Origin of the sequence: Pseudomonas sp. PDM32, assembly GCF_019219225.1 — a bacterium.
Lineage (GTDB): Bacteria > Pseudomonadota > Gammaproteobacteria > Pseudomonadales > Pseudomonadaceae > Aquipseudomonas > Aquipseudomonas laurylsulfatiphila.
This window is the reverse complement of the sequence record NZ_JAHUWE010000012.1, coordinates 40,144-52,946: the sequence shown is the minus strand read 5'-3', so window position 1 is coordinate 52,946 and position 12,803 is coordinate 40,144. Positions and strand designations below refer to the sequence as shown.

General features: G+C 61.4%; 13 protein-coding genes. All 13 read left to right on the top strand.

Annotated features, from left to right (window positions below):
• The first annotated feature begins 587 nt into the window (after nucleotides 1-587).
• The 13 genes from KW846_RS21995 (at nucleotide 588) to KW846_RS21940 (ending at nucleotide 12,781) form a co-directional block, all read left to right on the top strand.
• Nucleotides 588-1,772, top strand: coding sequence for a flavin-dependent monooxygenase (locus tag KW846_RS21995; protein WP_218485215.1), 1,185 nt, complete (start codon nucleotides 588-590; stop codon nucleotides 1,770-1,772).
• A gap of 139 nt (nucleotides 1,773-1,911) precedes the next feature.
• Entirely contained in the window at nucleotides 1,912-3,033 is a 1,122-nt protein-coding gene (locus KW846_RS21990) for an LLM class flavin-dependent oxidoreductase (protein ID WP_218485213.1), read from the top strand.
• 417 nt (nucleotides 3,034-3,450) lie between these two features.
• The gene (locus tag KW846_RS30545) at nucleotides 3,451-3,630 is read left to right on the top strand and encodes a DUF6124 family protein (protein ID WP_371321773.1); all 180 of its coding nucleotides are present in this window, start codon (nucleotides 3,451-3,453) and stop codon (nucleotides 3,628-3,630) included.
• 522 nt (nucleotides 3,631-4,152) lie between these two features.
• Nucleotides 4,153-4,587: a hypothetical protein gene (locus KW846_RS21985; protein ID WP_371321772.1), complete on the top strand. Its 435-nt coding sequence runs from the start codon at nucleotides 4,153-4,155 to the stop codon at nucleotides 4,585-4,587.
• A gap of 175 nt (nucleotides 4,588-4,762) precedes the next feature.
• Nucleotides 4,763-4,966 (top strand): DUF6124 family protein, encoded by a 204-nt coding sequence (locus tag KW846_RS21980; protein WP_218485527.1) that lies wholly within the window; start codon nucleotides 4,763-4,765, stop codon nucleotides 4,964-4,966.
• 234 nt (nucleotides 4,967-5,200) lie between these two features.
• A complete protein-coding gene (locus KW846_RS21975; RefSeq protein ID WP_218485210.1) occupies nucleotides 5,201-6,091 on the top strand; it encodes a VOC family protein in 891 nt (296 codons plus the stop codon).
• A gap of 11 nt (nucleotides 6,092-6,102) precedes the next feature.
• Nucleotides 6,103-6,984: a CoA transferase subunit A gene (locus KW846_RS21970; RefSeq protein WP_218485207.1), complete on the top strand. Its 882-nt coding sequence runs from the start codon at nucleotides 6,103-6,105 to the stop codon at nucleotides 6,982-6,984.
• Nucleotides 6,985-6,996: 12 nt separating this feature from the next.
• Nucleotides 6,997-7,785, top strand: coding sequence for a CoA-transferase subunit beta (locus KW846_RS21965; RefSeq protein ID WP_218485205.1), 789 nt, complete (start codon nucleotides 6,997-6,999; stop codon nucleotides 7,783-7,785).
• A 25-nt stretch (nucleotides 7,786-7,810) separates the two neighbouring features.
• Complete coding sequence (locus KW846_RS21960; RefSeq protein ID WP_218485203.1) at nucleotides 7,811-8,683, top strand: enoyl-CoA hydratase; 873 nt, start codon at nucleotides 7,811-7,813, stop codon at nucleotides 8,681-8,683.
• A gap of 2 nt (nucleotides 8,684-8,685) precedes the next feature.
• Nucleotides 8,686-9,753 (top strand): nitronate monooxygenase family protein, encoded by a 1,068-nt coding sequence (locus tag KW846_RS21955; protein ID WP_218485201.1) that lies wholly within the window; start codon nucleotides 8,686-8,688, stop codon nucleotides 9,751-9,753.
• Between the two features lie 29 nt (nucleotides 9,754-9,782).
• A complete protein-coding gene (locus KW846_RS21950; RefSeq protein WP_218485199.1) occupies nucleotides 9,783-10,538 on the top strand; it encodes an enoyl-CoA hydratase family protein in 756 nt (251 codons plus the stop codon).
• Between the two features lie 10 nt (nucleotides 10,539-10,548).
• Nucleotides 10,549-11,715, top strand: coding sequence for an acyl-CoA dehydrogenase family protein (locus KW846_RS21945; RefSeq protein WP_218485519.1), 1,167 nt, complete (start codon nucleotides 10,549-10,551; stop codon nucleotides 11,713-11,715).
• A gap of 10 nt (nucleotides 11,716-11,725) precedes the next feature.
• The gene (locus KW846_RS21940; protein ID WP_218485198.1) at nucleotides 11,726-12,781 is read left to right on the top strand and encodes an acyl-CoA dehydrogenase family protein; all 1,056 of its coding nucleotides are present in this window, start codon (nucleotides 11,726-11,728) and stop codon (nucleotides 12,779-12,781) included.
• The last annotated feature ends 22 nt before the right edge of the window (nucleotides 12,782-12,803 follow it).

Here is a 12,803-nt window from a genome sequence, read left to right as displayed (position 1 = left end):
CTGCTTTTGCTCTGCTCTTCTGTGGGAGCGAGCTTGCTCGCGAAGGCGGTCTGACAGCCGACCAATCTCTCGCAGGCATACCCGGATCAACTGTGGGAGCGAGCCTGCTCGCGAAGACGGCCTGCAAGCTGACCGAAATCTTGCTGTTGCGGTGTACGCCCCCTCGTGAGGCCGAATGTCAGGGGCAAGAGCGTTTGGTTACTTTGCGCTTTTCAAAGTGACCCGCTGTAAGAGCGGAACCCTAAGCGGCCGTTACCGTAGAAACGGATATGTACACCCTCAAAAATCCATGCCGCCTGACACAAAGCCATCGCGAGCAGGCTCGCTCCCACACGGGATCTTCAGTGGCCACAAGTCCCGAGTAAAACAGGAGGCTCAATGTGGGCCTGCCCGCGAAGACGGCCTGCCAGCCAACACATCACCTTCTGATTCACCCCCACCCAGATACCAGTTCCCCAAAACCACATGGTCCGTTTGAGGGATGCCCGTCGCTTTGCGCATTGTTTGAATGCCAGCGTAGGGGCACTACACCCGCCCCGTTGCACGCGCGCCCCGGCGGATGGGGTGAACAAAGGAGAACAATAAAAATGCTCAACCAAGACCTGATTCGCCAGCGTCTGAGCCAACGTGCCCGTGAGTTGGTGCCGATCCTGCGTGAACGCGCCCTGAACGCCGCGCAAGCCGGGCAGTTGCCTGAAGAAACCCTGAAGGATTTCCACGACGCCGGGTTCTTTCGCATCCTGCAACCCTCCCGTTGGGAAGGCTATGAGCTGGAGCCCAAGGATTTCTTCGACGTGCAGATGACCCTGGCCGAAGGCTGCATGTCTTCGGCCTGGGTGCTGGGGGTGGTGGCGATCCATAACTGGCAGCTGGCGCTGTTCGACGACCGCGCCGCGCAAGATGTCTGGGGTAGCGATTCCAGTGTGCTGATCTCGTCTTCCTATATGCCGGTGGGCAGGGTTGAGCGAGTCGACGGTGGTTTCAAGTTGAGCGGCCGCTGGGGCTTTTCTTCCGGCAGCAAGCACTGCGACTGGGCGTTCCTCGGTGCGCTGGTGCCGGCGGAAGAGGCGGGCGGGGCGCCGGATTATCGGACGTTCCTGGTGCCGCGCAGTGACTACCAGATTCTCGACAACTGGAATGTCATGGGCCTTGAAGCCACCGGCTCCCACGACATTCTGGTGGAGAACGCCTTCGTTCCCGAGTACCGCACCCATCGCGCGCTCGACGGTTTCATGCAGAACAGTCCGGGCAATGCGGTCAACACCGCGACCTTGTTCCGCCTGCCGTTCGGGCAGATTTTCGTGCGTGCGGTGTCGTCGTCCGCCATCGGTGCCCTGCAAGGTGCGGTGGATCAGTTTGTCGAGCACAACCGCGCCCGGGTCGGGGTCAATGACGGTCGCAAGATGGTCCAGGACCCGGCTGCGCAATCGGCCCTGGCCAATGCCATGGTCTGCGTCGACGAATGCAAGACCGTGCTGCATCGCAACTTCGCCTTGATGCTGGAGCGCGCGCAGAAGGGTGAGCCGTTGAGCATGCCCGAGCGGGTGAAGATGCGTTACGACTCGGCGCTGGTGGCCGACAAGTGCGCCAAGGCGGTTGGCGATCTGATGTTCAACAGCGGTGCCTCGACGATCTTCCGCAGTCACGCGATCAACCGTGCCTTCCGCGACATTCACACCGGTCGCGCTCACGTTGCCAACAGCCCGGCCAAGTACGCCTGGAATCTGGGCGGCGTGAGCATGGGGCAGGACAGCAGCGACTTTTTCCTCTGATGCTTCCCTACAGCTCTTTTTCTATGAAACGGGCTAGTCCGTTTGCGTGATTCGAGCGCCCCGTCGATGCACGAGCATTGGCGGTAAGGCGAAGGTCTACGGCGCCGACTGCGCATCCAAATAAGCACAAGGATCAACCATGAAATTTTCCCTGATTTACGAAGCCCAGACGGTGGACTCAAGCCGCGAAGGCGACCGCAAGATTTTCGAAGACACGGTCGAGCAGGCTGTGCTGGCCGACAAGCTCGGCTTCGATACTTTCTGGTGCGTAGAGCACACAGCGCTGAGCAACTACTCGCACATGTCCGCGCCGGAAACCATGCTGGCTTTCGTGGCCGGTAAAACCGAGCGCATCGGCATCGGCCACGGCGTGGTCTGCCTGCCTCCGGCGATGAACCACCCGGTGAAAGTCGCCGAGCGCATCGCCACCCTCGACCTGCTGTCCAAGGGCCGTGTGCACTTCGGCGTGGGCAAGGGCGGCACCCAGCAGGAAGCCGGCACCTTCGGCTACGACCTGGCGACCTTGCAGCCGCAGATCGACGAGATGATGTACCTGATCCCGAAGATGTTCGTGCAGGACGAGATCGAGCACAACGGCGACTTCGTGCAGATCCCCAAGCGCCCGATCCATCCAAAGCCGTATCAGGACCCGCACCCGCCGATGTACCTGGCGTGCACCAACACCGAGTCGCTGAAGAATGCCGGCGGTCGCGGCATGGGTGCGCTGGTGCTGGGCTTCGGTGGCCCGGAAGAAATCGCCAAGAAGGTCGAGGTGTATCACGAGGCCTTTGACCATCGCGACGAGAAGAAACAGGTTGGCTTCCGTCCGAACCGGCACATCGCCGCCTTGTGCCCGGCCATCGTGCTGGACGACAACGAAGAAGCGCGCCGCATCGGTATCCGTGGCCAACGTTACTTCATGGAGTCTCTGGGCTACTGGTACGGCGGTGGCGAGCGTCCGGATCCGGAGAAGTGGAAGGACGACACCTTCGTCGACGGCAACGGCCAGAGCGTGATCAAGTCGCGCTTCGCCTCCGAAGAAGTCAGCGTCGACTTCTCCGACCCGACCATGGCCATGATGAACCCGAACCACGCCTACGGCACCGTCGAAGATTGCATCGGCTACGTGCAGCGCCTGATCGACGCCGGCGCCGACGAAATCCTGTTCATCTGCCAGATGGGCACCGTGCCGCAGTGGGCGCAGCTCGAGACGCTGAAGAACATTGGCGAGAAGGTGATTCCGCACTTCCGCAAGGGTTGATGCCGGACGAGGCCTGTTGGTTAACGAATGTTCTCCATTCGGACCGAACCTGTGGCGAGGGGGCTTGCCCCCGTTCGGCCGCGCAGCGGTCGCAAAACAGGGTTGCACGGTTTTTCAGACATTCCGTGTCGCCTGGATTTGGGACTACTGCGTAGTCCAGCGGGGGCAAGCCCCCTCGCCACAGGATGCAGCACAAGGCTATCAATCCCATATGTTTCAGGCCTGGCACGGACGTCGGGCCAACTTTCCAACGGGTCCCCAAGGCCCGTTTTTTTATGCCTGCCGAATAAAGATTGAACACCGCATACCCCTTGTAGGAGCGAGCCTGCTCGCAATAAACCGGAGAACGCCGCGGGGTGTCAGGCTTTCAGCGTTATCGTTGACGACCATCGCGAGCAGGCTCGCTTCTACAGGTTATTGCACAAGTTCGCGTCACTGGTCACGACTGAAACCCTGGTGGACCATTTGGAGGGCAGTTCACGCAATGTTTTGCTGGGTATTTCAAATGGCGTGATGCTGGCGGAGATCACGGCGAACCGCAAACCTCACCACCTGCATTACGCAACGCCAGGAACTGCCTCGGTTTGCGATCTATGATCTTTATTTTCCATCGACTCCGAGAAGATCAAGATCAGAAAGTCGCGGCCAGCGATAATTCCTACAGGGATTTCCGGAGCTTGACGAAGAGGCCCATACGCCCATTATTTTGTTGGCCTTTATTGAAAGTCATTGTTGCTGCAATTGTTGCAAATATATACCTGGGTGTTGTGAGTGGCTGATATCGCTCCTATATTTCATCAGCTGGGTGTACTGATCGGTTTTTTTATAAATAGCAAAGCAACAAACAAGCATCACCACTAAAATCGGCAAAGAATTATTCCATGCGAAAATACAACGCGATGTTTACAGGCCTGCTCCTCGCTGGATTACTCAGTCCACTTGTCAGCCACGGAAAGCAGATGGAGGATAAGACTGATATTCAAGCATTGGCCGCATCTCCTCGCCTTTCGACAGTCATTTGTTAAGTAATTATTTTGATACTTCAATGCGTTGGCTTTAAATGGCGCCGCGCTGAAATAGCATCCATAAAAACCCAAAAATAAAAGGCGCAACCTGAGTATGAAAATCAGAACGATCTTGATGTCTACGCTACTGCTGGCCGGAATTTACTCGGCTGGCGCCAATGCACAGGCGACAACGCCCTCGGCGGCAAAAGAAGTTATCGCCACGCCAGATAATGCACTCATGCTGACTGTTTTCCTGAAGCACGATCAATCGCGTCCATTGGGAGAGTTGAAAGAACAACTCGCCAAACAGGATTTTTACAAGGTGTTCCCTCCGGCCGGAGTGGAGGTTGTCAGCTGGAACATAACCATGGGGATTGGACAGGTCATCGTTCTGCGCCTGCCTGCCTCGCGTCTCGCAGCGGTCAACCTCGCACTCGAAAACACCGCGTGGGGAAGTTACCGGACAGAATTCTTTCCGACCTATGATTTCAAGGAAATAGCCCTGGCAGAGCAAAAGAAAGTGCGAGAAGCCAAGTCTACCCAGTAATCACAGAGCCAATGCGCAGCGTCTTGAGCGTGCAGGATTTTCCTCGGCTTTGAACGCAATCGCACTTTCCTCAAACGGGCCATTTATGGCCCGTTTTTTTATGCCTGCACTCATCCCACAGCCACCACACCTCTGTAGGAGCTGCCGCAGGCTGCGATCTTTTGGCGGAGTTGGAGTGGCTGAAGATCAAGATCAAAAGATCGCAGCCTTCGGCAGCTCCTACAGGGTGTTTGTGAGGGTTTACAGGTACGAGACATTGGCCTCGGTCGTCCATCTGGAAGGTTCGTCGCGCAACGTCCTGCTAGGTATTTCCAGCAGCGTGATGTTGGCGCAGATCAGGGCAAACCGCATGCTGGATCAAATCGAGCAACCCGCCTGACGCCCCCCTGTAGGAGCTGCCGAAGGCTGCGATCTTTTGATCTTGATCTTCTCGGCATCGATGAAAATCAAGATCAAAAGATCGCAGCCTTCGGCAGCTCCTGCAGGGTTGAATCCGCTAGTCCCATTGGACGATGTTGCCCCTCCCCGAACCCGTTTGAATAGGCCCTACATAAAGTCTCCCCCGGCACCAGCCGAAGGGCGGCACGGCCTGAGTAAAACGAGGAGTGCATCCATGGATATCCGCGGTCTGGGTTACGTCACCCTGTTATCCAGCGACCTGGCGCAATGGCGCCACTACGCAAGCCAGGTGCTGGGCATGATGGTCAGCGGCGACGACGAGCTTTTGTACCTGAAAATGGACGAGCGTCATTACCGCGTGCTGGTGCAGAACAGTGCCGGGAACGGCTTCGGGGCCTGCGGCTGGGAAGTGGCCGGCAAGGCGGCGCTGGAACAGGCGGTCAGCGAGCTGCAGCAGGCTGATGTGCAAGTGACCCGCGGCACCGCGGCTGAGGCCGAGCTGCGCAAGGTTCAGGAACTGGTGCACTTCAGTGATCCGGACGGCAACCACCACGAAATTTTCTGGGGCCCGCTGCAGGACTTCGCCCGTTTCGTCTCGCCGGTGGGCGTCAAAGGTTTTGTCACCAACGACCTCGGCATGGGCCACGTGGTGCTGCCGGCACCCGCCTTCGAACGCTGCCGCGACTTCTACGAACAGGTGATGGGCTTTGGCCTGTCCGACCTGATGAAAGTCCGCTTCACCCCGGACCCGGCCGAGCCGCAAAAGCGCATCCACTTCCTGCATTGCAACAACGGCCGCCACCACTCGCTGGCGATTTTCGAGTGCCCGATGCCTCACGGCTGCGTGCACATGATGGTCGAGGTCAACGCGCTGGATGAAGTCGGCCGCGCCCTGGACCGCGTCCACGCCAACGGCGTGAAGCTGTCGGCCACCCTCGGCCAGCACACCAATGACCAGATGATTTCTTTCTACATCAAGACCCCGTCCGGGTTTGACCTGGAGTACGGCTGCGACGGCCTGGTGGTCGACTGGGACCGCCACACGCCGTTCGAAAGCACCGTGGTCAGCCACTGGGGCCACGACTTCAGTGTCGGTCGCCAATGAGGAACAAGACGATGGACAAGCAAATGACCACGGCCGAGATCGTCGGCCAACTGCGTGACGGCATGACCATCGGTATCGGTGGCTGGGGTCCGCGTCGCAAGCCGATGGCGCTGGTGCGCGAGATTTTGCGCTCGGATCTCAAGGACCTGACCGTGGTTGCCTACGGCGGTGCGGATGTCGGCATGCTCTGCGCGGCCGGCAAGATCAAGAAACTGGTGTTCGCCTTCGTCTCCCTGGATTTCATTCCGCTGGAGCCGTACTTCCGCAAGGCGCGCCAGGAAGCGGCGCTGGACGTGATGGAAATCGACGAAGGCATGCTGCTGCTCGGCCTGCGGGCGGCGGCGATGAATGTGCCGTTCATTCCAACCGCCGTGGGCCTGGGCACCGATGTGCTGCGTCACAACCGCCAGATCAAGTTGATCGCCTCGCCCTATGCCGATGGCAAGGACTGGGTGGCGATGCCGGCGCTCAAGCTCGACGCGGCGCTGGTGCATGTCGACCGTGCCGACAAACGCGGCGTGTGCCAGATCAGCGGTCCCGATCACTACATGGACGACCTGTTCGTGCGGGCCGCGACCCACAGCTACGTGACCTGCGATGAACTGGTCGACAGCGAGTATTTCCATCAGGACAGCGCCCATGCCCATCAAGTGTTCTGGGAACGCAACCTGACCACAGCCGTGGCCCACGTGCCGGGCGGGGCGCATCCGTCGTCCTGCGCGCCGCTGTACGGTTTCGATGTCGCGCACTTCAAGGCCTACAACGCCACGGTGCAGGCCGCCGATGGCTGGGAGGGCTACGTGCGCGATTACGTCGACTGCACCCACGAACAGTACCTGAACAAGGTTGGCGGCCTGGCTGCGATCCGTGAACTGCCGTTGCCGATTTTCTAAGGGAGCCTTCCGATGAGCACTACCACTTACAGCCTCGCCGAGCTGATGATCTGCGCCGCCTCCGAAGCCTGGCGCGAAGACGGCGAGGTGTTGGCCACCGGCATCGGCGTGATCCCGCGCCTGGCGGCATCCTTGGCCATGCTCAGCTGCAACCCGCAACTGCTGATGACCGACTCCGAAGCCTACATGGTCGCCGAACCGGTGCCTTTGGGCGCACGCAAGGGCTACGAGCCCAAGCGCGACAGCTGGATGGGCTTCTCGCGGATTTTCGACAACGTCTGGGGCGGCAAGCGCCATGCACTGGTCGGCCCGACCCAGATCGACCGCTTTGGCCAGGCGAACATTTCCTGCATCGGCGACTACGCCAAACCCAAGGCGCAGATGCTCGGTGTGCGCGGTTTCCCCGGCAACTCGATCAGCCACGCCAACTCGTTTTGCGTGCCGAGCCACAACCGTCGGGTGTTCGTCGAAGGCGAGGTCGATATGGTTGCTTCGGTCGGCTACAACCCGGCCCGCCTGGCGCGTGGCTGGAAGCTGGACGACATCGACATTCGCCTGATCATCACCGACCTCTGCGTCCTGGATTTCCAAGGCCCGCAACGGCAGATGCGCATCCGTTCGCTGCACCCCGGCGTGACGGCGGCGCAGGTCCAGGACAACACCGGCTTCGAGTTGCACGTGCCGGACGACTGCCCGACCACCGCAGCCCCGACCGCCGAGCAATTGCAACTGATCCAGCGTCTGGACCCGCACAACCTGCGCGCCCTGCAGCTTAAAGACAACCCGCCAGGCCAGCGCTGAGCGCCCGCGTTTTCGGAGACAAGTGATGGCTGAACATAACGACAAGAACGAGGCCGAGGTGGTCCTGTACGAAGTGCGCGACGCGGTGGCAATCGTCACCATGAACCGCCCCGAGTACCACAACGCACAGAACTCGCAGATGACTTATGCGCTGGACGCGGCGTTTCGCCGGGCCTGCGATGACGATGAAGTGAAGGTCATCGTGTTGCGCGGCGCCGGCAAGCATTTCTCCGCCGGGCATGACATCGGCACCCCGGGCCGCGACGTCGACAAGAGCTTCGATCGCGCCAGCCTGTGGTACGACCATGTGAACAAGCCGGGCGGCGAGTTTCTCTATGCCCGCGAGCAGGAGGTCTATCTGGGCATGTGCCGGCGCTGGCGCGAGATGCCCAAGCCGACCATCGCCATGGTCCAGGGCGCGTGCATTGCCGGCGGACTGATGCTGGCCTGGGTGTGTGACCTGATCGTCGCCAGCGAGGATTCGTACTTCGCCGATCCGGTGGTGCGCATGGGCATTCCCGGGGTCGAGTATTTCGCCCACGTGCATGAATTGAACCCGCGTATTGCCAAGGAATTCCTGTTCCTCGGCGAGCGCATGCCGGCACCGCGCGCCTATCAGATGGGCATGCTCAATCGGGTGGTTGCTCGCGACGAGCTGGAGCAACAGACCCTCGACATCGCCGGGCGCATTGCCCAGATGCCGCGCCTGGGCCTGCAACTGAGCAAGCAAGCGGTGAACAACGCCGAAGACCTGATGGGCAAGCGCGCGACCATGGACATGGTGTTCGGCCTGCATCACTTCGCCCACGCCCACAACGAACTGGTGTCCGGTGACCGCCTCGGCGGCTACGACGCCAAGGCCATGGCCAGTTCCCAGCGCAAAACGGGCGAGGCGTGAGCATGGCGATTTCGTTGAATACCCGCCTGACCGAACTGCTCGGTTGCCGCTACCCGATCATCCAGACGGCCATGGGCTGGGTTGCCGATCCGAAGCTAGTGGCGGCCACGGGCAATGCCGGTGGTTTCGGTTTTCTCGCCGGGGCCACCATCGAACCGCAGCAGATGGAAGCGGCGATCCTCGAAACCAAGCGCCTGACCGATCAGCCGTTCGGGGTGAATTTCCACATGTACCAGGCCAATGCCGGCGAGATCGTCGAGCTGGTGTTGCGCCATAAAGTCCGGGCGGTCAGCTACAGCCGTTCGCCGGGCAAGCAAATGATCAGCCGCCTGAAAGATGCCGGGGTGGTGTGCATTCCCACGGTCGGCGCGCTCAAGCATGCGCAGAAAGCCGTGGAAATGGGTGCCGATGCGGTGACGGTGCAGGGCGGCGAGGGCGGGGGGCATACCGGTTCCGTGCCGACCTTGATGCTGCTCGATCAAGTGGTCAATGCGGTGTCGGTGCCCGTGGTGGCGGCCGGCGGTTTCAAGGACGGTAAAGGCCTTGTGTCGGCCCTGGCCTACGGTGCCGAAGGCATCGCCATGGGCACGCGTTTTCTGATGTGCGCCGACAGCCCGGTGCCGCAGGCGACCCTGGCGCGTTACCTGGCAGTGAAAGACCCGGCGGCGATCATCATCAGCCGTGCCATCGACGGCATGCCGCAACGGATGATCCGCAACGAATTGCTCAACCAGCTGGAAAACAGCGGCGGTCTCAAGCGCCTGTTGCTGGCCTTGCAGAGTGGTCTGGCGTACCGCCGCCACACGGGCATGAGCCTGACGCAACTGCTGACCAGCGCGCTGAAGATGCGCGGTGCCGGAGAGCTGACCGCCGCGCAAAGCATCATGGCCGCCAACGCGCCGATGGTGATCCAGAAAGCCATGGTCGACGGGCAACCGGCCGCGGGCGTGTTGCCTGCCGGACAGATCGCCGCATCCATCGACAGCTTGCCCAGCTGCGCCCAATTGATTGAACAGATCGTCCGCGACGCCGAAGCGCGCCTGGGCGAGCTGTGCCGCCGTGTGTCGTAAGGGGCCAAGCATTGTGAAGGAAGGAAACCATGAAACCATTTAGCGTCAGCATCGAACACGGCATTGCCGAACTGGTGTTCAACCGGCCACCGGTCAACGCCTTCAACAACCAGGGTTGGGCGGATATCGCCAGCGAGATCGAGGGCCTGGGCCGCAACAACGACGTGCGGGTGATCGTGATTCGCGCCGAAGGTCGCGGCTTCTGCGCCGGGGTCGATATCAAGGAACTGGCTGCCGACGGCAACCTGATCGTCGCGGTGAACAAAGGCAACTACGACAGCTTCAAGGCCATTCACCGCAACCCGAAACCGGTGATCGTTGCCGTGCACGGCTTCGTGCTGGGCGGCGGCATCGGCATCTGCGGCGCCGCCGACATCATCGTCGCGTCCGAGTGCGCCACCTTCGGCGTGCCGGAAGTGGATCGCGGGGCCATGGGCGGCGGCGCGCATTTGCAGCGCCTGTTCCCGGTGCAGAAGGTCCGCCACATGTACTTCACCGGCGAGCCGATCGACGCCGCCGAGGCTTACCGTCTGGGCGCCGTGGAGCGGGTGGTCAAGCGTGAAGACTTGCGTGAAACCGCGTTGCAGATCGCCCGCACCATTGCCGCCAAGAGCCCGGGCATGATCAGCCTGGCCAAGGAAGCGCTGACCGGCATCGAAGACGGCAATCTGGAAGACAAATACCGCTGGGAGCAGGGCTTCACCCTCGAAGCCTACCGCTCACTGGACTCTCAGGAAGCACGCGACTCGTTCGTCGAGAAACGCGATGCCCGATTCAACGGCTGAAGGCATATCCATGGACCTGACCTATACCCCGGCCCAGCAGGCCTTTCGCGTTGAGGCGCGGACCTGGCTGGCGGCCAATGTACCGAGTGAACCGCTGCAATCGTTCGACACCGAACAGGGCTTTGCCGAGCACCGCGCCTGGGAAGCCAAACTCAACGAAGGCCGTTGGGGCATGGTCACCTGGCCGACCGAGCTCGGCGGGCGTGGCTGCGACCTGATCGAATGGCTGATTTTCGAAGAGGAATACTACCGTTCCGGGGCACCGGCACGGGTCAACCAGAACGGTATCTTCCTGCTCGGCCCGACCCTGATGGAGTACGGCAGCGAAGAACAAAAGGCTCGGTTTCTGCCGCGCATGGCCACCGGCGAAGACATCTGGGCCCAGGCCTGGTCGGAGCCGGGCGCCGGTTCCGACATGGCGGCGATCCGCTCCAAGGCGGAACGGGTGGGCGACCACTACGTGATCAATGGCCAGAAGACCTGGTCGACCCGCGCGGTGTGGGCCGATTGGGCGTTCGGTATTTTCCGTACTGATCCACAGTCCCAGCGCCATCACGGCCTGACTTTCATCCTGCTGCCGCTGGACACGCCGGGCATCACCGTGCGGCCGATTCCGCAGCTCAATGGTTTGCCGGGTTTCGCCGAAATCTTCTTCGACGACGTCAAGGTGCCGGTGGAAAACGCCCTCGGCGGCGAAGGCATGGGTTGGCACGTGGCGATGTCCACCGCCGGTTTCGAGCGCGGTTTGTTGCTGCGCTCGCCGGCGCGTTTCCAGGAAACCGCCAAGCGTCTGGTGCAGTTGTACCAGGCCAACCGCGAGCACGCCGACCGCGACCCGGCCATCGGAGAGGCGGTGATGCGCGCCTGGCTCGATGCAGAGGCGTACACCCTGAGCACCTACATGACCGCCTCGCAACTGGTGCAGGGCGGCAAGATCGGGCCGGAGTCGTCGACCAACAAGATCTTCTGGTCCGAACTCGACCAGCGCATGCACGACACCGCCATGAGCATTCTTGGCCTGCGTGGCGAGCTGCTGCCGCACGCCCCGGCCGCCGGTGACGTCGGCCATTGGCTGGACGGTTTCCTGTTTGCCCAGGCCGGGCCGATCTACGCCGGCACCAACGAGATCCAGCGCAATATCATTGCCGAACGCATGCTCGGCATGCCGCGTGCCTGAGGAATAGACCATGGACTTTAGTTTCAGCCGCGACCAACTGCTGTTTCAGGACAACGTCCGCAGCTTCCTGATCAACGAAGTCACCCCGGAGCGCATCCGCGAACTGTGGCAGAGCGACAGCGGGCGCAGTGAGCGGCTCTGGGCGCAACTGGTAGAACTGGGCCTGACCGCACTGACTGTGCCCGAGGCGCAGGACGGCATGGGCATGAATGAATTGGATTTCGTGCTGATTGCCCAGGAATGCGGTTATGCCGGTCTGCCCGAACCGCTGGTGGACACCATACTGGTGGGCGTGCCGTTGCTCACCGCCCTCGATGAGCAACACGCGGCGCTCAAGCAATACTGGTTGGCGCGGGTCGCCGAGGGCAGTGCACGGCTGGCCGTTTCCGAACCGGGTAACCCGCTGGTCAGCGATGCCCATGTTGCCGATCTGCTGTTGCTGGCCCATGGCGATGAAGTGCATGCGCTGGAGCGCGATGCCGTGCGCCTGACCCGCAATGAGTCGGTCGACCCGAGCCGTCAACTGTTCCAGGTCGAATGGACGCCGACTCCCGCTACTTGTGTGGCCAGCGGCGAACAAGGACGGCGCTTGTGGGCCGCCGCCTTCAACCGTGGCGCCCTCGCCAGCGCCGCGCAATTGCTGGGGCTGGCCAAACGCATGGTCGACCTGGCGGTGGACTACACCTTCGAGCGCAAGCAGTTCGGCAAGCCGGTCGGCTCGTTCCAGGCGGTCAAGCACTTGATGGCCAACGTCGCGGTGCAGATCGAGTTCGCCAAAGGCCCGCTGTACCGCGCCGCTTATGCGCTGGCCGAGCAGCAACCGGGGCAGGACGTGCTGGTGTCCCACGCCAAGCTGGCAACGGCGGAAGCGGCCATGCTCGCGGCGAAGAACACCATCCAGGCCCACGGCGCCATGGGTTACACCTGGGAAGTCGACCTGCATCTGTTCATGAAACGCGCCTGGGCGCTGGACAAGGTCTGGGGCGATCGCGGCCGTCACAAAGGGCGGATTCGCGCGGCGCTGTTCGACGGCAACCCAGTGCTAGGTGCGGGCAGTACGTTTTAACCCGTCAGTAAGGGTGACTACA

What these genes read in the sequence shown, in the direction of transcription:
- KW846_RS21970 (WP_218485207.1), top strand. Translation starts at nt 6,103, where the DNA reads ATGGACAAGCAAATGACCACGGCCGAGATCGTCGGCCAACTGCGTGAC.
- KW846_RS21990 (WP_218485213.1), top strand. Translation starts at nt 1,912, where the DNA reads ATGAAATTTTCCCTGATTTACGAAGCCCAGACGGTGGACTCAAGCCGC.
- KW846_RS21950 (WP_218485199.1), top strand. Translation starts at nt 9,783, where the DNA reads ATGAAACCATTTAGCGTCAGCATCGAACACGGCATTGCCGAACTGGTG.
- KW846_RS21975 (WP_218485210.1), top strand. Translation starts at nt 5,201, where the DNA reads ATGGATATCCGCGGTCTGGGTTACGTCACCCTGTTATCCAGCGACCTG.
- KW846_RS21955 (WP_218485201.1), top strand. Translation starts at nt 8,686, where the DNA reads ATGGCGATTTCGTTGAATACCCGCCTGACCGAACTGCTCGGTTGCCGC.
- KW846_RS21960 (WP_218485203.1), top strand. Translation starts at nt 7,811, where the DNA reads ATGGCTGAACATAACGACAAGAACGAGGCCGAGGTGGTCCTGTACGAA.
- KW846_RS21945 (WP_218485519.1), top strand. Translation starts at nt 10,549, where the DNA reads ATGGACCTGACCTATACCCCGGCCCAGCAGGCCTTTCGCGTTGAGGCG.
- KW846_RS21965 (WP_218485205.1), top strand. Translation starts at nt 6,997, where the DNA reads ATGAGCACTACCACTTACAGCCTCGCCGAGCTGATGATCTGCGCCGCC.
- KW846_RS21995 (WP_218485215.1), top strand. Translation starts at nt 588, where the DNA reads ATGCTCAACCAAGACCTGATTCGCCAGCGTCTGAGCCAACGTGCCCGT.
- KW846_RS21985 (WP_371321772.1), top strand. Translation starts at nt 4,153, where the DNA reads ATGAAAATCAGAACGATCTTGATGTCTACGCTACTGCTGGCCGGAATT.
- KW846_RS21940 (WP_218485198.1), top strand. Translation starts at nt 11,726, where the DNA reads ATGGACTTTAGTTTCAGCCGCGACCAACTGCTGTTTCAGGACAACGTC.